Origin of the sequence: Streptomyces sp. ATCC 21386 (genome assembly GCF_018728545.1) — a bacterium.
Classification (GTDB): domain Bacteria; phylum Actinomycetota; class Actinomycetes; order Streptomycetales; family Streptomycetaceae; genus Streptomyces.
In genome coordinates, this window is sequence record NZ_JAAVVL010000001.1 from 5,000,385 (window position 1) to 5,022,119 (window position 21,735).

A 21,735-nucleotide genomic window follows, 5' to 3' on the forward strand; every position below is an offset into this window, starting at 1 on the left:
TCCCCGGTCCTTACGGAACGTCGCCGCCGAGCGTTGGCCCGGGAAGCACCCGGGCATCCGAGGACATGGACGCCCGAGGAGGAACGACGCCTGAGGAGAAACAGACGCCCGAGGAGACACGGACGCCCGAGCGGGGGCCCGCGCACCGCTGACGTCGGCGAGCGCCCGTGCGCGGCCGCGTCCTACGTGGACTCCCGCCGCACCAGCTCCGTCGGCAGGATCACGGCGGCCGGGGCCTCGCCGCCGATCTGCGCCAGCAGGACCCGCACCATCTCATTGCTGATCCGGTCGTAGGGCTGGCGGATGGTGGTCAGGGCGGGGACGGACTCCGTCGCCGCGGCCGAGTCGTCGAAGCCGCCCACGGCCACGTCCTCGGGGACCCGGCGGCCCGCCCGGCGCAGTGCCGTGAGGGCGCCCTGCGCCATCAGGTCGGAGGCCACGAACACGGCGTCCATGTCGGGGGCCCGCTCCAGCAGCAGGTCGGTGCCCGCCTCGCCACTGGCGCGGCTGTAGTCGCCGGAGGTGACGAGCCGCTCGTCGATCTCGACGCCCGCCTCGGTGAGCACCTCCTTGTAGCCGGCGAGGCGGTCGACACCGCCGGGCGAGTCCAGCGGACCGGTGACCACACCGATCCTCCGACGGCCCAGCGACAGCAGATGGCGCACCATGTCACGGGCGCCGTCGCGGTCGTCGGCGGCCACGTAACTCACCTTGGAGCCGGGAGTCATGGGCTTGCCGCACTGGACGAGGGGAATGCCCGCCTCGCGGAGCTCCTGGGCGACCGGGTCCGCGGAGTGGCTGGAGACCACCAGCACACCGTCGACGTGGCCCGCCGTGATGTACCGCGTGATCCGGCGCCGCTCGTCCTCCGTGCCCGCCACCATCAGCAGCAGCGGGATGTCGTGCGCCGCCAGCGCCTGGGTGCAACACCGCAGGAGGACATTGAAGTTGGGGTCCTCGAAGAGCTTCTCCTGCGGTTCCGTCAGCAGGAAGCCGACCGAGTCGGAACGGCCCGTGATCAGCGAGCGGGCGTGCCGGTTCACGACGTAACCCGTCTTGCGGATCGCCGCGTTGACCGCCTCGGCCGCCGTCGGGCTGACGTAGTGACCGCCGTTGAGCACGCGCGAGACGGTTCCCCGGGAGACTCCCGCCTCGCGCGCCACGTCGTGAATGGTCGGCGGTTTGCGCCTGCCCCCCGTGTTGCTCATGGTCATGACTTTACGGCTCCGGAGAGCAGATCGAGACTCCAGAACCGCTGGACCACCAGGAAGAGCGCGATCAGCGGGATCACCGCGAGCAGCGCGCCCGTGATCACCAGGGTGTAGAGCGCCGGGGTGTTGGAGCCCTGTTCGAGGAGGGTGAACAGGCCCAGGGCGATCGGGAACTTCTCGTCGTCGCTGAGCATGATGTACGGCAGCAGGAAGTTGTTCCACACGGCCACGAACTGGAACAGGAAGACCGTCACCAGACCTGGGATCATCATCGGCAGCGCGATCCGGGTGAAGATCCGCCACTCGCTCGCCCCGTCCATCCGCCCGGCCTCCACCACGTCGGAGGGGACGGCGGCAGCGGCGTAGATCCGGGACAGATAGACGCCGTACGGGGAGAGGACCAGCGGTAGCAGCACCGACCAGTAGCTGTCGGCCAGGTCCGCCTTCGCCATCAGCAGGTACTGCGGGATCGCCAGGATCACCGGCGGCATCAGTACGCCCGCCATCAGCACGTTGAAGACGGCCTCGCGGCCCTTGAAGCGGTAGATCGCCAGCGCGTAGCCGCTGATCGCGGAGACGGCGGTGGACAGCAGGGCGCCGACACCCGCGTACAGCGCGGAGTTGCCCATCCACGTCCAGTACACGCCGTCGCGGTAGGCGTTCAGGTCGGACAGGTTCTCCGTGAAGCCGGTGCCCGGCAGGAAGGTGAACGTGCTGAACAGCTCGCTGCCCGACTTGGTGGCCGCGATCAGCACCCAGGCGACCGGCAGCAGACAGTAGAGCGCGCCCAGCAGCAGGGTGAGCGTCGGGACGAGTGCGATCCGGCGCCGCAGCGGCGGGCCCTGGGCGGTGCCGGGTGCGGTGCCGGGTGCGGTGCCTGGGGTGGTGCCGGCCGCCGGGGCGGCCTTGCGTACGGCAAGAGAACTCATCGTGCTGCCTCCTGCTTGCTACGGGAGTTCGCGGCCTTCAGGAAGCCGAAGGAGAGGACGAGCGTCGCCACGGCGATGATCACGGCACCCGCGGCCGCCGAGTGGATGTCGCCCTCGCCGAACGCGTCCCGGTACACCTTCATCAGCGGACTCCACGTCGTGGAGACCGAGTTGGTGAGGGGCTTGAGGGTGGTGGGTTCGCTGAAGACCTGGAGCGTGGCGATGATCGAGAAGAAGAAGGTCAGCACCAGCGAGGGCGCCACCATCGGGACCTTGATCCGCAGCGCGATCTGCAGCGGCGACGCGCCGTCCAGCCTGGCCGCCTCGTACACCTCGGCGGGGATCGCCTGCAGCGAGGTGTAGATGACGATCATGTTGAAGCCGGTGCCGCCCCAGATCGCGATGTTCGACAGCGCCGCGTACAGGCCGCCGCCGTCCAGCAGGTCCGGCTGCGGCAGACCCAGCCGCTCCAGTACGAAGGAGAAGGGGCTGACGTCCGGGAGGTAGAGGAAGCCCCAGAGCAGGGCCGCCACGACACCGGGGACGGCGTACGGCAGGAAGATCGCCAGCCGGGTGAAGGGGGCCAGCCGCACCTTGTCGTTGTCCAGCATCAGGGCGAGGACCAGGGCCAGACCGAGCATGACCGGGACGACGATCGCGCCGTAGCCGAGGACGCGCAGGGTGCCGTCGAGCAGTTCGGAGTCGGTCAGCGCGTCGGTGTAGTTCTCCAGGCCCGCCCACACCTCGCTGCGCGCGCCCGAGCCGAGGCCGAGCCCCTTGACCTGCACCTTGTGCAGGCTGAGCCAGACCGCGTAGCCGATGGGCAGCGCGAAGAAGAGGGCGAACAGGATCGTCGCGGGGAGGAGGAACACGTAGGGAGCGCTTCGCGCTCGTTCGAGGGTGGTGGTGGGAGAGGGGTGGGCGTACGGGGCCCCCTCGACCCCGTGCGCCCTCCGGCGTGCCGTCGTCACCGAGCGACCTCGAAGCCCTGCTTCTTCATGTCGGCGACCGTGTCGTCCTGCATCGTCTTCAGGGCGGTACCGAAGTCCGACTTGTTCTTCGCGGCGGCGCCGAACGCGTCCTTGAAGGTGGTGTAGGCGACGTTCACGTTCGGGCCCCAGGCGGACGGTGCGGTGGTCTTCGCGATCTCGGAGGCCACGGTGTAGAAGTCGGCCTGGTTGGAGAAGAAGGCCGGCGGCTGGGCGAACACGTCACTGGTCTGCGCGGTGGTGGCGGCCGGGTAGATGCCGCCCTCCTTGGCCAGCGCGGTCAGCGCCTCGGGGTCCGTGTTCAGCCAGGTGGCGAACTTCGCGGCGGCACCCTTGTTCTTCGAGTCCGTGGTGACGGCGGTCGAGGAGCCGCCCCAGCTGCCGGTGGTGTTCTCGGAGGCCGACCACTGCGGCAGCGGCGCCACCTTCCACTTGCCCTCGGTGTCGGGCGCGGCGGTGGTCAGCGTGCCCGGCGCCCACACGGCGCTGACCCAGGCGATCTGCTTGCCGGTGTTCAGGGCCTTGTTCCAGGCCGGGGTGTACATCGGCTGGTTGTCGATGGCGCCTTCCTTCACCAGCCCGCCCCAGAAGTCTGCGACGCGTCGGGTGGCCGCGTCGTCGATGCCGACCTTCCACTTCTGGCCCTCGGTGGTCCACCACCGCGCGCCCGCCTGCTGGGCGAGACCGGCGAAGAGACCGGAGTCGTTCGCGGAGAACGTCGTCAGGTCGACGTCCGCGTCCTCCTTCTTGAGCTTGCGCGCGGTCTCGGCGAACTCGTCCCAGGTCCTGGGGACCGTGAGGTCGTACTTCTTGAAGAGGTCCTCGCGGTAGTAGAACATCATCGGCCCGATGTCCTGCGGTATCGCGTAGACGGCGTCGGAGCCCAGCGTGGTCTGCTGCCAGACGCCGGTGGCGAACTTGCCCTTCGCGTCACCCGCCTCGCCCGCGATGTCGGCGACCGCGTCGTTGCTGACCAGGGTCGGCAGCGCCTGGTACTCGGCCTGCACCAGGTCCGGGCCCTTGCCCGCCTTGTGCGCGGTGAGGATCTTGGTGACCAGGGTGTCGCCGGAGGCCTGCTTCTTCACCGTGACGGTGATCTGCTGCTTCTTGCCGGGGCCCTCGTTCCAGAGGTCGACGACCTTGTCCATGCCGGGCGTCCAGGTCCAGTACGTCAGCCGGGCGGGCCCCGACTGAGCCTCGCCGTCCTCGTCGGACCCGCCGCAGGCGGCGAGTGTGGTGGCGCCGAGCGTGACGGCGACGGCAGTGGCCACAAAGCGCCGGTGCTTCGTGATGTCGGACATGGATCGTTCTCCCCTGACCTGGGTCCTCGTCTACTGCGAGGACCATGCCATGCTTCTGTGAGCGTTCACAGTAGAGAAACATCCCGGACACTTGTCAATGGTTGTTGCTGTGCGGTTATGTAGGGCTCCGCACCGCGCCGACGTGTGTGCACGTTCCCAGATGATCGACAAAACGGGAGAGATCCATGCCGGAGACCACCCCCACCGGCCTGACCGGGCTCGCCTTCGGTGGGGACTACAACCCCGAGCAGTGGCCGGAAACCGTCTGGCGCGAGGACGTCCGGCTGATGCGTGAGGCCGGCGTCACGATGGTGAGCGTCGGCATCTTCTCCTGGGCCCTGCTGGAGACCTCACGGGGCACCTACGACTTCGCGTGGCTCGACCGTCTGCTCGACCTGCTCCACGACAACGGCATCCGCGTCGACCTCGGCACCCCCACGGTCGTCCCGCCGGCCTGGTTCTACCGCGAACACCCCGGGGCGCTCCCCGTGGCCGCCGACGGCACCCGCTACGAGTTCGGCTCGCGCGGCGCCATCTGCCACAGCAACGCCGACTACCGGGCCGCCGCCGGCGGCATCACCACGAAGCTCGCCGAGCGCTACGCCGACCACCCGGCGCTCGCCCTGTGGCACGTCCACAACGAGTACGGCGTCCCCGTCTCCGCCTGCTACTGCGACTCCTGCGCCGTGCACTTCCGCCGCTGGCTGGAGCGGACGTACGGCGACGTAGCGGCGGTCAACGAGGCCTGGGGCACCGCCTTCTGGGGCCAGCACTACACCGACTTCGCACAGATCAACCCGCCGCGCGTCACCCCCACGGTCGGCAACCCCGGCCAGGCCCTCGACTACAAGCGGTTCGCCGACGAGACGATCCGCGAGAACTTCGTCGCCGAACGGGACATCCTGCACCGCCTCGCCCCCGGCATCCCGGTCACCACCAACTTCATGACCGCGCTCAGCCAGTGCGACTCCCTGGACTACTGGGCCTGGGGCCGCGAGGTCGACCTCGTCACCAACGACCACTACCTGATCACCGACGGCCGCCGCACCCACGTCAACCTCGCGATGGCCGCCGACCTCACCCGCTCGGTCGGCGGCGGCGCCCCCTGGCTGCTCCTGGAGCACTCCACCTCCGGCGTCAACTGGCAGGCCCGCAACCCTGTCAAGGCCCCCGGTCAGATGGCCCGCAACTCTCTCGCCCACGTGGCACGCGGCTCCGAGGGCGCCATGTTCTTCCAGTGGCGGCAGTCCCGGCGCGGCGCCGAGAAGTTCCACTCGGCGATGCTGCCGCAGGCCGGCACCGACTCGCGCGTGTGGCGCGAGGTCGTCGGACTGGGGGCCTCCCTGGACTCGCTGAGCCAGGTCAAGGGCAGCCGGACCGTCGCCGACGTGGCCGTCCTGTGGGACTGGCACTCCTGGTGGGCGCAGAACCTCGCCTGGCGCCCCAGCGAGGACCACGAGGCCCGCGAGCGCGCCGACGCCTTCTACGAGGCCCTCTACGACCGCCACCTCACGGTCGACTTCGCCCACCCGGAAGCCGACTTGTCGGCTTATCCCCTTGTCGTCGTTCCCGCCCTGTACCTGATGACGCGAGCGGCGGGGGACAACCTCAAGGCGTACGTCGAGAACGGCGGCACCCTCGTCGTCTCCTACTTCTCCGGGATCGTCGACGAGCACGACGCCGTCCACGAGGGGCCCTACCCCGGCGTCCTGCGCGACGTACTCGGCCTGACCGTCGAGGAGTTCTCGCCCCTGCTGGGCGGCGAGAGCGTCCGCCTCACCGGCCCCGACGGCTCCGAACTGACCGGCGACGTGTGGACCGAGTTCGTGGTGCCGCGCGGTGCCGAGCCCGTGTGGACCTACGCCGACGGACTCGCCGCCGGCCGGCCCGCCGTGACCCGGCACCGGCTCGGGGAGGGCTCCGCCTGGTACGTGTCGACCCGTCTCGACGCACACGGCCTCGACGCGCTCCTCGGCTGGGCCGCCGACGACGCGGGCGTCGCACCCCGCGCCGACCTGCCGCGCGACGTCGAAGTGGTCCGCCGCGCGGGGGAGTCGGGCGACTTCCTCTTCGCGATCAACCACACCGCGCTCGACGCGAAGGTGCCGCTGGACACGGCCGGCACCGAACTCCTCACCGGCGAACGCGCGGCGGGCCGCCTCGTCGTACCCGCCGGCGGCGTCAGGGTCGTACGTCTCGACCCCTGATCAGCAGATGTGGGCGGCAGCCCGTCACCGAGCCGCACGGGTGACGGCCGCCGCTCCCCGCCCGGGGGCGTTTCCCCGCCCCGGGGCATCCCCGACCCCGACCGGATCTCTGGGGACATCCGGTCGGCCCCGGCGGCGCCGCGCCCACGGCCTTCGGGCGCGGCGCCGTCACAACACCGCATCACCCGGCTCCCCACCTTCGTCGAAGGGACGACGATGTTCCACGCGAGACGTGCCCTCAGGGCCCTGCTCATACCGCTGTTCGCGGGTCTGGCGCTCACCACCGTGCCCGCCGGCTCGGCACACGCCGCCTCCACCCTCACCAACGGGGGCTTCGAGTCCGACGGCACCGGGACCGCGACGCCGGCCGGCTGGTCGACGTACTCGGCGGGCGGGCAGAACGCCGCCTCCTTCACCGAGTCCGGTGGCCACGGCGGCAGTCACCGCCTCACCCACTGGTCGTCCTCCGCCTACAAGGTGGAGACGTACCAGTACCTGTCCGGCCTGACGAACGGGAACTACAAGCTCACCGCGTGGGTGCGCTCCGGCGGCGGCCAGAACTCCGCGTACCTCGCGCTGAAGAACTGCGGCAGCGCCGAACAGCGCACCGACATCCCGGTCTCCGCCAGTGGCTGGATCCGGATCGTCACCTCGATCGCGGTGACCAACAACCAGTGCACCATCAGCGTCAACTCCGACGCCAAGGCCGGGAACTGGATCAACGTCGACGACCTGACCTTCGCGTCCGGGACGACGGGCGTGCCCATCAAGGGCTCCGACGTGTCCTCGCTCGTCAAGAGCGAGGCCAAGGGCGGCGTCTACAGGAACAGCTCCGGCACCACCGGCGACGCCCTCGCCGTCCTCAAGGGCGCGGGCCAGAACTACGCACGCCTCAAGGTCTGGGTGAACCCCGCCGACGGCTACAACAACAAGACCCGCGTGCTCGCCGCCGCCAAGCGCGTCAAGGCGCAGGGCATGAAGCTCCTGGTCGACTTCCACTACTCGGACACCTGGGCCGACCCGGGCGCCCAGACCGTGCCGTCCGCGTGGGCCGGTCACTCCTACAGCCAGCTGCGGACGGACGTCTACAACCACACCTACGACGTCCTGGGCGCCCTCAAGGCGCAGGGCTCCACCGCCGACATGGTCCAGGTCGGCAACGAGATCAACGGCGGCATGCTGTGGCCGGCGGGCTCCACCTCCAACTGGTCGCAGCTCGCCGGACTGCTCAACTCCGGCTACGACGCGGTCAAGGCGGTCAACTCCTCCACCCAGGTGGCGCTGCACCTCGCCAAGGGCGGGGACCTGTCCGGCACCCGCAGGTGGTTCGACAACGCGGTCTCCCATGGTGTGAAGTTCGACGTCATCGGCCTGTCGTACTACGGCTACTGGCACGGCACGCTCGCCGACTTCCAGAGCACGCTGGACGACGCGGCGTCCCGCTACGCCAAGCCGGTGTTCGTCGCCGAGACGGCGTACCCGTTCCGGCTGGACAGCGAGGACGCGCACGAGAACATCATCGACCTGAGCAGCGAACTCGTGTCCGGCTACCCGGCCACGACCGCCGGTCAGACGCGGTGGATGAAGGACATCGCGAGCATCGTCGAGGCCGTCCCGGGCGGGCGGGGTCTCGGGATCTTCCACTGGGAATCGACGTGGACCGCGGTCGACGGCAACGGCTGGGACCCGACGGACGCGGCCTCCGGGAACGGTTGGGAGAATCAGGCGCTGTTCGGGTACGACGACAGGCTGCTGCCGGCGGCGGCGTGGTTCAGCCACCGGTGAGGAGATCACCGGTTCGGGCCGTGGTGATACCGCGGGCCGGTGGGGGCTGGTCGCGCAGTTCCCCGCGCCCCTGAAGGGCGCGGTCGTGGGGCCGTACGTGATTGCGTGCGGCCCCTCCTGATGTTTTCAGCCGCCGAGGAACGCGTGCAGCGAACCGGTCATGGCCGTGACGAAGGTGTCCCGGACCCGCTCGGGGAGCCGGTCCAGGGAGAGGTAGGGATTGAGGTCCTCCAGTTCGACCAGGAGGAGGTCGCCGTCCTGCGTTCGGCAGGCGTCCACGCGCTGGATGCCGTGGTCGAGGGTGTTCCAGTCGATGAAGCGCCGGGCGAAGGAGAGGTCGGCCTCGGAGGCCTCGTAGGGCTCCAGGACCCAGCGGCGGTCGGGGTCGGGCGCGTGGAGGGCGTACTGGAAGGTGTCGTCGACGTAGTAGAAGGACACCTCGTAGCGGAAGTCGACGCGCGGCTGGACGAGGAGGTCGCCCCCGGCCAGGCCCGCCAGCTCGGGGCCGGTCAGGAAGCGCAGGCCGACGGAGTCCGCGCCGGCCTTCGGCTTCACCACGTACGCGGCGGACTCCGGCAGCCGCGTGAGGTCCTCGGGCCGGTCGACGGTGGGGATGACCGGGTACCCGGCGGCGGTGAGGTCCAGCAGGTACTGCTTGCCGCCCATGTCGGCGCGGCCGGTCAGCGGGTTGTAGACGCGGGTCCCGAGCGCCGTCGCCCGCTCGCGGAAGGCGTCGTACGCCTCTTGGTGGTGCAGGACGGGCCCGCTGTTGCGGACCACGACGGCGTCGAACCCGTCCATCAGAGCCACCGTGTCCAGGGGGTGGCACAGGGCGATGTCGAACTCCGCGCGCAACCGGGAGGTGAGGAAGATGTCCTCGTCGCAGTACCGCCGCCCTCGGGCCGGATAGGCGAGGTCGGTGACGTACAGCAGGCGGGGGCGGACGGGCACGGCGGTCTCCCTGGTCGGCGACGGCCAATCTAACCCGGGCCACCGGTGGGGCGGCGCGGCCCCTGCCAGGGTGGAGCGGCGCGGGCGATCGGGCGCAGCACCTGTTGCCGCCGGGCGGCGTGCTCCGGCCCGAGGGTGCGTCGTAGGCGGGCCGGAGGGGCCGCGCCGAGTCCGGAAGTTCGGCGAAGGCGGACCGAGCCGTCCCCGAGGCGCGGGAGGCACGGTCGGGTGCTGTGGTCCGTCGTGCCTTCCGCCGGTCATGTGGAGCCCGGGGGTCGGCACCCGGCCACCGGCGAGACACGAGGCCCGACCCAGGGGACCGGTCCGGTGCGGCCCGCTCGTGCGCGTGCGGTGCGAGCGTTGCACCGCCGAGTGCGGCGGCGAGGACGGGCGCGTTACGCTGTCGGCCGAGCCGCGATCACGGTCGCGGCGCGGCGGTGGGGCCCGCCGTACCCGAACCGCGGCGACGACGCCGACAACGGTCCCTGCTTGCGACGGAGCACGCCCGGCGACCTCCGGGCCCGGCGAGTAGGAGACCCGCACCCATGCCGCCCCCACCCCCCGACAGGCCCGGATCCCGGCCGTCCTCCGGTGAGCCCGAAGTCCCGCCGCCCGGCGGGTCACCGGATGTCCTGCCGCTCCCAGGTGGGCCGCCGGGCGTCCTCCCGTCCGTCGGCGACTCCGAGGTCCCGCAGTCTCCCGACGCCCCCGTCCCCGATCCGCCCCGGCCCGCCCCCTGGCACGGTCAGGCACCCGTGGTCGCGGTCGTGGCGGTCGGTGGGGGTCTCGGGGCCGCGGCCCGCCACGGTGCCGCGCTGCTCTGGCCCACCGGGACCACGGGTTTCCCCTGGACCACCTTCTGGGTGAACGTCGTCGGCTGCTTCGTGGTCGGCCTCTTCATGGTCGCCGTCACCGAGGCGTGGACGGTCCACCGCCTCGTCCGCCCCTTCTTCGGCACCGGAGTCCTCGGCGGCTTCACCACCTTCTCGACGTACGTCGTCGACATCCAGCGCCTCATCGAGGAGGGCCGCCCCGAGACCGCCCTCGGCTACCTGGCCGTGACCCTGCTCGCCGCCCTCACGGCGGTCTTGGTCGCGACGGCGACGGCGCGTCGCGTGCTGCGCCCCACGCCCGTCCCGGCACATGAGAAGGGTAAGAGTCCGTCGTGAACTGGCTTCTCGTCGTCGTCGGCGGAATGGTGGGCGCCCCCCTGCGTTACCTCACCGACCGCGTGGTGCAGTCCCGCCACGACAGGGCCTTCCCCTGGGGTACCTTCACCGTCAACGTGGCGGGCTCCGGCGTCCTCGGCTTCCTCACCGGTGCCGTGGCGGCCGGCGCTGTCGGCTCCCACCTGCAGCTTCTCCTCGGCACCGGCCTGTGCGGAGCGCTCACCACCTACTCGACCTTCTCCTACGAGACCCTGCGCCTGGCGGGAGCCGGCGACCGCTTCCACGCCGCCGCCAACGCGGTCGCCGGCGTGACGGCCGGCCTGGGCGCGGTCTACGTGGGGCTCGCGGTCGCGCGGGCGTTCTGGTCCTGAGCGCGGGCCTTACCCGGCCGTAGTACGACTGCTGTCCCGGCGCGATCACGGTCGCCGTGACCCGTGGCGCCCGGCCGATCCTCAGCCGTGCCCCCCGTCGGTCATGCCCTCGCGAAGCAGAACTGGACCTCATGAGCACCATCAGCGTCGGTCAGGCAGTCGTCCTCGGAGCAGTGGAGGGGGTGACGGAGTTCCTGCCGGTGTCCTCCACCGGTCATCTGAAGATCACCGAAGGGCTGATGGGGATCCAGGTGGACGACAAGGCGGTCGTCGGGTTCTCGGCGGTCATCCAGGTCGGCGCGATCGCCGCGGTGCTCGTGTACTTCCGTCACGACATCGCGCGCATCGGGTCCGCCTGGTTCCGGGGGCTGTTCGACGCGGACAAGCGGCAGGAGCGGGACTATCGCTTCGCGTGGTGGGCGATCGCCGCGACGATCCCGATCGTCGTCGTGGGGCTGGCCGCCCGGTCGCTGATCGAGGGGCCGCTCGCCTCCCTGTGGGTGGTGGCCGGCTCCCTGATCGTCGGCAGCGGAGTGATGTGGCTCGCCGAACAGGTGGGCCGGCGCGGGCGAGCCGAGGAGGACACCCGGTTCCGGGACGCGATGCTCGTCGGCGGTTCGCAGATCCTCGCTTTGCTGTTCCCCGGTTTCTCCCGCTCCGGCGCCACCATGTCCACCGCGCTGCTGCTCGACCTCGACCGCGTCGCCGCCACCCGACTCTCCTTCTTCCTCGGCATCCCCGCTCTCACCGGCGCCGGTCTGTACGAGCTGAAGGACGCCCTCGGCGCGGGCGTGGGCGCGGCCCCGCTGATCGCCGGCACCACCGTGTCGTTCGCGGTCGCGTACGCCTCGGTCGCCTGGCTGCTGAAGTTCGTGACCAGGCACTCCTTCCAGGTGTTCGTGTCCTACCGGATCGTCGTCGGCGTGCTGCTGTTCGGGCTGCTCGCTGCCGGTGGCCTCAGCTGACGTGGTCCGCGGGGTGCGGCCGGCACCCGACGCACGGTCGATCCACCACCGCCCATGACCTGGAAGATCGAATACGCACCCCCTTGACAGCCCCCTCCGGTCACCCGCAGGATCACCCCCGTGAACCTGTCAGACAGCCAGACAGGTGGCTCGGCACCCCGGCGCGTCAGCGCCATGGAAGCGGTGCTCACCCACCTCCGCGACGCGATCGAGCGCGGCAAGTACGCCATCGGGGAGAAGCTTCCCTCGGAGGCGGAGCTCTGCCGGCAGCTCGAAGTGAGCCGTCCGGTCCTGCGCGAGGCGCTGCGCGCCCTTCAGGTGATGGGGCTGACCCAGTCCCGCACCGGCAAGGGCACCTTCGTGATCGCGAACGCCGTCGAGGACCCCACCTTCGGCGACTACGCGGCGAGCGACCTGCTGGAGGTGCGCCGGCACGTGGAGATCCCGGTCGCCGGGTACGCGGCAGTGCGCCGCACCCCGGAGAACCTGGACCATCTGGCCCACCTGCTGGACCGGATGGAGCGGGAGACCGATACCACCGCCTGGGTCGCGATGGACACCCTCTTCCATCTGGCCGTGGCGGAAGCCGCCCAGAACCCGGTGTTCCGCCGGGTGATCGAGGAGATCCGGGACGCACTGGCGCGCCAGTCGGCCTTCCTCAACGAACTGGGCGGACGGCGCGAGCAGTCCAACCGCGAGCACCGGGCCATCGTCGAGGCGCTGATCGACGGTTCCGAACACGACGCGGTGGAGGCCATGTCCCACCATCTCGACCGCGTCGAGACCACCCTCACCGACATCGTGCGTTCCCCGCGCACGGACAGTTCCACGGAAGGCGGACCCGAGGCGTGAGCGAGCAGTCCCTCGAAAAAGACGCCGTACAGGCCGGGCAGCCGGCGGCCCACGTCGACGCCGGAGACGCCGGCTACAGCAAGTCCCTCAAGTCCCGCCACGTCAACATGATCGCCATCGGCGGCGCGATCGGCACCGGCCTCTTCCTCGGCGCCGGCGGACGTCTCGTCGACGCGGGACCCTCCCTCTTCATCGCCTACGCGGTCTGCGGAGTCTTCGCCTTCCTCGTCGTCCGCGCCCTCGGCGAGCTGGTCCTCTACCGGCCCTCGTCCGGCGCCTTCGTGTCCTACGCCCGGGAGTTCCTGGGGGAGAAGGGCGCCTACACGGCCGGCTGGATGTACTTCCTGAACTGGGCCACCACCGGTATCGCCGACATCACCGCGGTCGCCCTCTACACCCACTACTGGGGCATGTTCTCCGACATCCCCCAGTGGGTGATCGCGCTCATCGCGCTCGGGGTCGTCCTCGCCGTGAACCTGATCTCGGTGAAGATGTTCGGCGAACTGGAGTTCTGGTTCGCGATCATCAAGGTGGGCGCGCTCGTCACCTTCATGCTGATCGGCATCTTCCTGCTGGTCACCCAGCAGCCGGTCGACGGCCACACCCCCGGGCCGTCCCTGATCACCGACAACGGCGGCATCTTCCCCAACGGTCTGCTGCCCATGCTGCTGATCATCCAGGGTGTCGTCTTCGCCTACGCCTCCGTCGAACTGGTCGGCGTCGCGGCCGGCGAGACCGAGAACCCCGAGCAGGTCATGCCGAAGGCGATCAACTCGATCATGTGGCGCGTCGGTCTGTTCTACGTCGGCTCCGTGATCCTGCTGGCGATGCTGCTGCCCTGGTCCTCGTACAAGGCCGGCGAGAGCCCCTTCGTCACGGTGCTCTCCAACATCGGCGTCCCGGCGGCCGGCGGCATCATGAACCTGGTCGTGATGACCGCGGCCATGTCCTCGCTCAACTCGGGCCTGTACTCCACCGGCCGCATCCTGCGCTCCATGGCGATGGCGGGCTCCGCCCCGAAGTTCACCGGCGTGATGAGCCGCAACCAGGTCCCCTACGGCGGCATCCTGCTCACCAGCGGTATCTGTGTGCTGGGCGTCGGGCTGAACTTCGTGGTCCCGGCCGACGCGTTCGAGATCGTGCTCAACTTCGCCGCGATCGGCATCATCTGCACCTGGGGCATGATCATGATCTGTCACCTGGTGTTCTGGCAGAAGACCGAGAAGGGCGAGCTGACCCGGCCGAGCTACCGGTTGCCCGGCTCCCCCTGGACCGAACTGGTGACCCTGTTCTTCCTGGCGTCGGTCCTGGTCCTGATGTACGCGGACGGCGGCGCGGGCCGCACGACCGTGCTGTGCCTGCCCCTCATCGTGCTGGCGCTGATCGCGGGGTGGTTCGGCGTGCGTCGCCGGGTCGCCCAGCAGTCGGCCGGAGTGAAGAAGTGATCCACGCAGTGACGTACGACCCCACGACCACCGGCGCCTCGGCGACCCCTGCGGCTCCGGTGGCCGCGGCCCCCGCGATCCGGGAACCGCTGCACGCCCCCGTCGCCCACCTCGTACGCGGAGGTGTCATCGAGGGCATCCACCACGGCTCCGTCGTGGTGCTGGGTGCCGACGGGGAGGTGGAACTCCAACTCGGCGACATCGAGGCGGCGTTCTACCCCCGGTCGGCGCTCAAGCCGGTCCAGGCCGTGGCGATGCTGCGCGCCGGACTTCCCCTGGACGGCGAACTGCTGTCGCTGACCGCCGCCAGCCACTCCGGCGAGGAACGCCACCTCGCCGGAGCCCGGCGGATCCTGGAGCTGGCCGGCCTCACCGAGGCCGCCCTGCGCAACGTCACCGACATGCCGTACGACCCGGCCGTCCGCGACGCGTGGATACGCGACGGGAGGCAGCCCTCCCGTCTCGCACAGAACTGCTCCGGCAAGCACGCCGCCATGCTGTACACCTGCAGGCTCAACGGCTGGTCCCTGGACGACTACCTCGACCCGGCCCACCCCCTGCAGCAGGCCATCGCGGAGATCGTCGAGGACCTCACCGGGCAGGCCGTCGCCCGGGTGACCGTCGACGGCTGTGGCGCGCCCCTGTTCTCCGTCTCCCTGCACGGTCTCGCCCGCGCCCTCGCCCGGATCACCACCGCCGCCGAGGGCACCCCCGAGCGCACCGTCGCCGACGCGATGCGCGACCACGCCGAGATGGCCTCCGGCGCCGGACGCGACGTCGCCGAGCTGATGCGGGCCGTGCCCGGACTGCTCACCAAGGACGGCTTCGAGGGCGTCCAGGTCGCCGCGCTGCCCGACGGCCGGGCCGTCGCGGTGAAGATCGCCGACGGCGCGAACAGGGCGCGGGTGCCGGTGACCGCGGCGGCGCTCGTACGGGCCGGGATCGATCCGGAGACTCTCGCCGGGTTCTCGGGTGAGGCGCTGCTCGGGGGCGGGCGGGAAGTGGGGCGGGTCAGTGCGGTGCGGGCGCTGGATCCGATGCCGCGTCTGCCCTGACCAGAGTCTGCGTCGTCGGGCGCGGGCCCGGTGGGGCTTCTCGCGCAGTTCCCCGCGCCCCTGAAAAGCGGGGCTGCGCCCCTGCTTTTCCGTGCCCGAGGAGCACGGGGCGCAGCCCCGGCCCTTCAGGGGCGCGGGGAACTGCGCGACCAGCCCTCACCCACCCGCACCCGACGACGCACCCACCCCACCCCGACCACCGACTCACCCGCAGTTCACGAAAGAAGGCCCCCTGCCATGACCGCCGCCGCAGCGACCCGCAGCGAACACGATCTGCTCGGAGACCGTGACGTCCCCGCCGACGCGTACTGGGGCGTCCACACCCTGCGCGCCACGGAGAACTTCCCCATCACGGGCACCCCGATCTCCGCCTACCCCCACCTGGTCGACGCCCTGGCCGCCGTCAAGGAGGCCGCCGCCCGCGCCAACGAGGAACTCGGCCTGCTCGCCCCGGAGAAGGCCGCCGCGATCATCGAGGCCTGCCGGGAGATCCGCGACGGCAAGCTGCACGAGCAGTTCGTCGTCGACGTGATCCAGGGCGGCGCCGGCACCTCCACCAACATGAACGCCAACGAGGTGATCGCCAACCGGGCGCTGGAGCTGCTGGGCCACCCCAAGGGCCGGTACGAGCACCTGCACCCCAACGAGGACGTCAACCTCGGCCAGTCCACCAACGACGTCTACCCGACCGCCGTCAAGGTCGCCACCGTCTTCGCGGTGCGCGGGCTGCTCCAGGCGATGGCCGTCCTCCAGGACTCCTTCGCGGCCAAGGCCGTCGAGTTCCGCCAGGTGCTCAAGATGGGCCGCACCCAGCTCCAGGACGCGGTCCCCATGACGCTCGGCCAGGAGTTCTCCGCGTTCGCCGTCATGATCGACGAGGACCGCAGCCGCCTCGCCGAGGCCGTCGAGCTGATCCACGAGATCAACCTCGGCGCCACCGCCATCGGCACCGGCCTCAACGCCCCCGCCGGCTACGCCGAAGCGGCCCGCCGCCACCTCGCCGAGATCACCGGGCTGCCGCTGGTCACCGCCGCCAACCTCGTCGAGGCCACCCAGGACTGCGGCGCCTTCGTGCAGATGTCGGGCGTGCTCAAGCGCATCGCCGTCAAGCTCTCCAAGAGCTGCAACGACCTTCGTCTGCTCTCCTCCGGCCCGCGCGCCGGCCTCAACGAGATCAACCTGCCCCCGGTGCAGGCCGGTTCGTCGATCATGCCCGGCAAGGTCAACCCGGTGATCCCCGAGGTCGTCAACCAGGTCGCCTTCGAGGTCATCGGCAACGACGTCGCCATCACCATGGCCGCCGAGGCCGGACAGCTCCAACTCAACGCCTTCGAGCCGATCATCCTGCACTCCCTCTCGGAGTCCCTCACCCACCTCCGCGCGGCCTGCCTCACCCTCGCCGAGCGCTGTGTCGACGGCATCACCGCCAACGAGGACGAACTGCGCGCCGCCGTGGAGAACTCCATCGGCCTGGTCACCGCCCTCAACCCGCACATCGGGTACACGGCCGCCACCGACATCGCCAAGGAGGCCCTCGCCACCGGCCGGGGCGTGGCCGAACTCGTCCAGGAGAAGGGCCTGTTGCCTGCCGAACGCCTGCGGGAACTGCTGCGGCCCGAGGTCCTCGCGGGCAGCGGCGCACCGTCGGCCTGATGGAGACCCCCGCCTTCGGGCCGATCCTGGAACGCATCGCCGAGGAGATCGAACGGACCCCGGGCCGGGGCCGGCCCGCCGACTACATCCCGGCGCTCGCGGCCCGCGACCCGCGCCGCTTCGGCATGGCCGTCGCGGAGCCCGACGGCACGGTGTACGGCGTGGGGGACTGGCGTGAGCCGTTCTCCACGCAGTCCATCACCAAGGTCTTCACCCTCGCGCTCGATCTGGAGCGCGAGGGTGACGCCCTCTGGGAACACGTGGGCCGCGAACCCTCCGGCAACCCCTTCAACTCCCTGGTCCAGCTGGAGTACGAGAACGGCATCCCGCGCAACCCGTTCATCAACGCGGGCGCCCTCGTCGTCACCGACCGCCTGCACACCCGGACCGGCGACGCGGCGGGCACGCTGCTGTCCTTCCTCCGCACGGAGAGCGGCAACCCCGACCTCGACTTCGACCCGCAGATCGCCGCCTCCGAATCCGCCCACGGCGACCGCAACGCGGCCCTCGCCCACTTCATGGCCTCGTACGGCAACATCGACAACCCCGTGCCGGTCATCCTCGACCAGTACTTCCGCCAGTGCTCCCTCAGCGCCTCCTGCGCCGACCTCGCCCTGGCCACCGGCTTCCTGGCGCGCCACGGCGTCCGCGCCGACGGCACCCGGCTGCTGACCCGCAGCCAGGCGAAACAGATCAACGCGGTGATGCTCACCTGCGGCACGTACGACGCCGCCGGTGACTTCGCGTACCGCGTGGGCCTGCCCGGCAAGAGCGGGGTGGGCGGCGGCATCATCGCCGTCGTCCCCGGCCGGTGCACGCTCTGCGTCTGGAGCCCCGGGCTGGACGAGCGCGGCAACTCGGTGGCCGGGGTGGCGGCCCTGGACCGGTTCACCACCCTGACGGGGCTGTCGATCTTCTGACCCTCCCACCCCGGGCCCGCCGCCGAGAGCCCGCAGCCCCGGTACCGCGGTCGCCGACCGGGGCGGCGGGTTCGCTCCTGGTCACGTCCCGGTACCCGGCCGGAAGGCGCGGCGTCGCTTCCCCGCCACCCGGCGTTGACAGCCTGACCGAGTGTTGGCCATCGCTTTTCCCGTCGACCTGCGCCGCTGTCAGGCACTCGGCCTGGCCGGAACCGCCTTCCTCGCCCTCGGAGGTGAGACCGCCGGAGCCCTGCCCGTGCGGGAGCTGCTGTCGCCGACCTCGGGGCGCGGCGCGCTGGGGCTCGTCGGCGTCTACTTCGGCGTCGTGCTGCTGACAGCCGCCTGGGCGCTGCTCGGCAAGGTGATACGCGGCCCGGAACCACCGACTCCGCGCGCCCTGCTGCTCGTTCTGGCCGTCTGGGCGGCGCCGCTGCTGCTCGCGCCCCCGCTGTTCAGCCGGGACGTCTACAGCTACCTCGCCCAGGGCGCCATGGTCGACGCGCACATGGACGTCCATCTGCACGGGCCCGCCCGGCTCGGCGGACCGCTCGCCGACGAGGTGGCCCCGATGTGGCGGCACACCCCGACCCCCTACGGCCCGGTCTTCCTCGCCCTGGCCTCCGGGCTGTCCGCGCTCACCGACGGCCGGATCCCGGCCGGGCTCATCGGGATGCGCCTGATCGCACTGCTCGGCGTGGCGCTGATGGCCGTGGCACTGCCCCGCCTCGCCCGGCACAGCGGAACCGACCCGGCGGTCGCGCTCTGGCTCGGCGCGCTCAACCCGCTCGTCCTCCTGCACCTGGTGGCCGGGGCCCACAACGACGCGATGATGCTGGGACTGCTGGGCGTCGGGCTGGTGCTCGCGCGGGGCCGCTGGTATCCGGTCGGCGTCGTCCTGGTCACCCTCGCCGCGCTGGTGAAGGCACCCGCCGCGCTCGGGCTGGTGGCGGTGGTGGTGATGCGCGGTCGTACGGGACGGGTCCGCACGGCGGCGGCGACTCTGGCCGTCGCCGCCGGCACCACGGCCGCCGCGACCGCACTGGCCGGCACGGGGTACGGCTGGATCGCCGCGCTGCGCACCCCCGTGTCACCCCAGAACTGGTCGCCCACCACCGTCCTGGGCCGCGCCACCGCCACCCTGCTGCACGACCTCGGCAGCGACCTGGCCCCCCTCGCCCTCCCGGCCTGGCGCGCCGCCGGACTGCTGCTGACCCTCGCCGTCGTCCTCCACATATGGTTCCGGCTGCGACCCGGCCCGGTGTACGCGCTCGGCCTCAGCCTGGCCGCCGTGGCCGCGCTGGGCCCCGCGATCCGCCCCTGGTACGCCCTGTGGGGCCTGTTCCTCATCGCCGCCGCCGCCCGGGACGTCTCCGTACAGCGCCGGGTCGCGGCCGCCAGCGGGGTTCTCGCGCTCGCCGTCCTGCCGAGCGGCGACCCGGCGGACACCGAGCAGTTCGTCCTCGCGGTGTGCGGGGCCGTGCTCGCGGTGGTCGTGCTCTGGCAGGCCGAACTGGCCTCCCGTGCACCGGCCCTGGAGCGCACGGCATGAGCGAACCGCGCCCGAGGCAGGTTCGGCCACGCACCGAGCGGACCCGCGTCCTCCTCGTCCTCGCGTCGGCCCTCGCCGTCACCGCCTTCACCGCGACCGTCCCGCTGCTGCGCGGCTTCTTCGACCTGCGCGTCTACCACGGCACGATCGACCACTGGGTCCACCACGACGGCAGCCTCTACGACTACCTGGTGCCGGGCACGACCTACGGCTTCACCTATCCGCCGTTCGCGGCCGTCGTCATGCTGCCGATGGCGCTGGTCGGACTGCGCACCGCGATCGTGCTGTGCCTGGGGCTGAACCTGGCGGCACTCGCGGTCGTCCTGCGGGTACTGGCCGGCCCGGCACCGAGCCGCCACGGCTGGTTCGGCTTCTCCTTGCTTCTCTGCGCCCTCGCGCTGTTCGAACCGTTGCGGGACACCTTCAGCTTCGGGCAGGTGAACCTCCTGCTGCTGGCCCTGGTCCTCGCCGACGCCAGGCTGCTGGCCACGGGCCGGGGCCGCTGGGCGGGCGTCGGCATCGGCCTGGCGGCGGCGGTCAAGCTGACGCCCGCGATCTTCATCGGACTGCTGCTGCTCGCCCGGCGGTGGCGGGCCGCCGGGCTCGCGACGGCCGTCGCCGCGGCCGCCACCGCGGCGGCGGCCTGGATCGCCCCGGCCGCCTCGCGCTTCTACTGGACCGAGGCGCTCTGGGACACCAGCCGCGTCGGCCGCCTCGACTACGTCTCCAACCAGTCGTTGCAGGGTGTCCTGGCCCGGCTCGTGGCGCCGCACGAACCGAGCCGCGCCGTCTGGGCGGCGCTGGTGCTCGTGGTGCTGTGCGTGTGGGCGTGGCGGACCCGTGCCGCGGTGCGCGCCGCCGACTGGACCGCCGCCTTCGCCCTCACCGGGCTGACCGGCGCCCTGGTCAGCCCGATCACCTGGGTGCACCACCTGGTCTGGCTGCTGCCGGCCTTCGCCGTCCTGCTCAGGCACCGCCGGCTGCTGCCGCTCACGGCGGCGCTGTACGCGGTGCTGTGCAGCAGCGTCGTGTGGCTGTGGTTCGACGACGCGTCCGGCGTCGTCGGCTTCGTCGGCAGCAACACCTACGTGTGGATCACGCTCGGGCTGCTGCTGTGGCTGCCGGTCGGTCAGCCCCGGGCGGACCGGCCGGTCCTGAGCCGCAGCGCCAGGGCCACGGCCGCCGCGCCCACCCCGGCCGCACCCGCGATCGCACCCACCACCGGCCAGTCGGGAACGGTCACCTCGGCCGCCTCCGCGCGGGTCACGGGCCGCGGTCCGGGGCCGGCCTGAGGCGCCGCCGCCGGGCGCGGCGGCAGCAGGGAGCCCACGGCGTCCACCTGCCCGGCGGCGTCGAACCCCCAGTCGAGCAGGGAGCGCGTTTCCTCGTACACGGCCAGGCCGCCGGACTCGGGGCGCATCACCGTCACCACGAGGGTGCGCCCGCCCCGTTTCGCGGCGGCGATCAGCGTGTTGCCCGCGTTGGTGGTGTAGCCGTTCTTGACGCCGATCAGCCCCGGATACCGTTCCACTCCGGCGCCGGTGAGCAGCCGGTTGGTGTTCTGGATGCCGTACGACCAGCCGCCCGCAGGGAACTTCGCGGTCGCCGTGGCGCAGTACCCGGCGAACTCGGCGTTGCGCAGCCCCGCCCGTCCGAACACCGCCAGGTCGTAGGCGGACGACACCTGACCGGGCGCGTCGTAGCCGTCGGGGGAGACGACGTGTGTGTCCCGGGCGCCCAGCGCGCGGGCCTTGTCCCGCATCTGACGGGCGGTCGCCTTCCAGCCGCCGTTGAGGTGGGCCAGGACGCGCACGGCGTCGTTGCCCGAGCTGAGGAAGACCCCGCGCCACAGGTCGGCGACGGTGTACGTGCGGCCCTCCTTGACGCCGACCAGACTGCTCCCGGCGCCGATGCCCGCCAGCTCCTCGCTCTTCACGGTGTGTCTGAGACCCGACGGGAGGCCCGGCAGCACGGTGAGCGCGAACAGGGTCTTCAGGGTGCTCGCGGGCGGCAGTCTGCGGTGCGCGTCGTGCGCGGCGAGGACCGCGCCGCTGTCGGCGTCGGCCACCAGCCACGACACCGCGGTCACGTCCGGCACCTCGGGCGCCCCGGCCCGCGGCCGCACCTGTGTCCCCTGCCGGTACAGGATCGGCGCCCCCTGCGCGGCCTTGGCGTCCTGCGCGTCCGTCGCGGACCGGGGGCCGGTGGCTTCCGGGTCGGTCACGACGGCCAGGGCCCCGAGCGCGCAGACGGCGGTGCAGCACACGGCGAGGCGGGCCGCACGGGAAGCGCGGGCGGCACGGGGAGCACGAGGACCGCGGGGAGCACGGGGTGAGAATCCGATGGTCATATCGCAAACGTAGGAAAGGGGGGTGCCGTACTC

General features: G+C 71.5%; 17 protein-coding genes and 1 pseudogene. 12 read left to right on the forward strand and 6 right to left on the reverse strand.

Features of this window, described 5'->3' with window-relative positions; translation table 11 throughout:
• Positions 1-182: 182 nt before the first annotated feature.
• Genes GWK25_RS21295 through GWK25_RS21310 form a run of 4 tightly spaced genes read right to left on the reverse strand, consistent with a single transcriptional unit; the run spans position 183 to position 4,430 of the window.
• Positions 183-1,214: a LacI family DNA-binding transcriptional regulator gene (locus GWK25_RS21295; protein WP_215452128.1), complete on the reverse strand. Its 1,032-nt coding sequence runs from the start codon at positions 1,212-1,214 to the stop codon at positions 183-185.
• On the reverse strand, positions 1,211-2,140 hold the full coding sequence (locus GWK25_RS21300; RefSeq protein ID WP_215452129.1) for a carbohydrate ABC transporter permease: 930 nt from the start codon (positions 2,138-2,140) through the stop codon (positions 1,211-1,213). Before GWK25_RS21300 ends, GWK25_RS21295 begins: the two co-directional genes overlap by 4 nt.
• Positions 2,137-3,111, reverse strand: coding sequence for a carbohydrate ABC transporter permease (locus GWK25_RS21305; RefSeq protein WP_215452130.1), 975 nt, complete (start codon positions 3,109-3,111; stop codon positions 2,137-2,139). The genes GWK25_RS21300 and GWK25_RS21305 overlap by 4 nt, the downstream gene beginning before the upstream one ends.
• Complete coding sequence (locus GWK25_RS21310; RefSeq protein WP_215452131.1) at positions 3,108-4,430, reverse strand: extracellular solute-binding protein; 1,323 nt, start codon at positions 4,428-4,430, stop codon at positions 3,108-3,110. The genes GWK25_RS21305 and GWK25_RS21310 overlap by 4 nt, the downstream gene beginning before the upstream one ends.
• A gap of 185 nt (positions 4,431-4,615) precedes the next feature.
• Here GWK25_RS21310 and GWK25_RS21315 point away from each other — a divergent pair, with 185 nt between their 5' ends.
• Together GWK25_RS21315 and GWK25_RS21320 are read left to right on the forward strand one after the other, a co-directional pair.
• A complete protein-coding gene (locus GWK25_RS21315) occupies positions 4,616-6,637 on the forward strand; it encodes a beta-galactosidase (protein WP_215452132.1) in 2,022 nt (673 codons plus the stop codon).
• 216 nt (positions 6,638-6,853) lie between these two features.
• Positions 6,854-8,422: an arabinogalactan endo-1,4-beta-galactosidase gene (locus GWK25_RS21320; protein ID WP_215452133.1), complete on the forward strand. Its 1,569-nt coding sequence runs from the start codon at positions 6,854-6,856 to the stop codon at positions 8,420-8,422.
• Between the two features lie 126 nt (positions 8,423-8,548).
• Here the strand turns inward: GWK25_RS21320 and GWK25_RS21325 are convergent, their stop codons facing one another.
• Positions 8,549-9,373 (reverse strand): hypothetical protein, encoded by an 825-nt coding sequence (locus tag GWK25_RS21325; RefSeq protein WP_215452134.1) that lies wholly within the window; start codon positions 9,371-9,373, stop codon positions 8,549-8,551.
• Between the two features lie 545 nt (positions 9,374-9,918).
• Between GWK25_RS21325 and GWK25_RS21330 the strand changes: the two genes are divergently transcribed.
• The 10 genes and pseudogenes from GWK25_RS21330 to GWK25_RS43605 form a co-directional block, all read left to right on the forward strand.
• Positions 9,919-10,542, forward strand: a complete 624-nt coding sequence (locus GWK25_RS21330) for a CrcB family protein (protein ID WP_374200628.1) — start codon at positions 9,919-9,921, stop codon at positions 10,540-10,542.
• Positions 10,539-10,913: a fluoride efflux transporter CrcB gene (gene crcB / locus GWK25_RS21335; RefSeq protein ID WP_215452135.1), complete on the forward strand. Its 375-nt coding sequence runs from the start codon at positions 10,539-10,541 to the stop codon at positions 10,911-10,913. The genes GWK25_RS21330 and crcB overlap by 4 nt, the downstream gene beginning before the upstream one ends.
• 131 nt (positions 10,914-11,044) lie before the next feature.
• Positions 11,045-11,878, forward strand: a complete 834-nt coding sequence (locus GWK25_RS21340) for an undecaprenyl-diphosphate phosphatase (RefSeq protein ID WP_215452136.1) — start codon at positions 11,045-11,047, stop codon at positions 11,876-11,878.
• A 120-nt stretch (positions 11,879-11,998) separates the two neighbouring features.
• Entirely contained in the window at positions 11,999-12,730 is a 732-nt protein-coding gene (locus GWK25_RS21345; protein ID WP_215452137.1) for a FadR/GntR family transcriptional regulator, read from the forward strand.
• Positions 12,727-14,175 (forward strand): amino acid permease, encoded by a 1,449-nt coding sequence (locus GWK25_RS21350; RefSeq protein ID WP_215452138.1) that lies wholly within the window; start codon positions 12,727-12,729, stop codon positions 14,173-14,175. The genes GWK25_RS21345 and GWK25_RS21350 overlap by 4 nt, the downstream gene beginning before the upstream one ends.
• An 8-nt stretch (positions 14,176-14,183) precedes the next feature.
• On the forward strand, positions 14,184-15,230 hold the full coding sequence (locus GWK25_RS21355; protein ID WP_215457487.1) for an asparaginase: 1,047 nt from the start codon (positions 14,184-14,186) through the stop codon (positions 15,228-15,230).
• Between the two features lie 237 nt (positions 15,231-15,467).
• Positions 15,468-16,883 carry an aspartate ammonia-lyase gene (gene aspA, locus GWK25_RS21360; RefSeq protein WP_215452139.1) on the forward strand — a complete coding sequence of 472 codons (1,416 nt, stop codon included), beginning with the start codon at positions 15,468-15,470 and terminating at the stop codon, positions 16,881-16,883.
• Positions 16,883-17,803, forward strand: a complete 921-nt coding sequence (locus GWK25_RS21365) for a glutaminase (RefSeq protein WP_215452140.1) — start codon at positions 16,883-16,885, stop codon at positions 17,801-17,803. Before aspA ends, GWK25_RS21365 begins: the two co-directional genes overlap by 1 nt.
• Before the next feature lie 160 nt (positions 17,804-17,963).
• Positions 17,964-19,352 carry a polyprenol phosphomannose-dependent alpha 1,6 mannosyltransferase MptB gene (mptB, locus tag GWK25_RS21370; RefSeq protein ID WP_215457488.1) on the forward strand — a complete coding sequence of 463 codons (1,389 nt, stop codon included), beginning with the start codon at positions 17,964-17,966 and terminating at the stop codon, positions 19,350-19,352.
• A 251-nt stretch (positions 19,353-19,603) separates the two neighbouring features.
• A pseudogene (locus GWK25_RS43605) lies at positions 19,604-20,206 on the forward strand (glycosyltransferase family 87 protein); the annotation flags it as partial.
• 275 nt (positions 20,207-20,481) lie between these two features.
• On the opposite strand, the gene GWK25_RS21380 reads toward GWK25_RS43605, so the two are convergent.
• Positions 20,482-21,702 carry a D-alanyl-D-alanine carboxypeptidase family protein gene (locus GWK25_RS21380; RefSeq protein WP_251828964.1) on the reverse strand — a complete coding sequence of 407 codons (1,221 nt, stop codon included), beginning with the start codon at positions 21,700-21,702 and terminating at the stop codon, positions 20,482-20,484.
• Between the last annotated feature and the right edge of the window lie 33 nt (positions 21,703-21,735).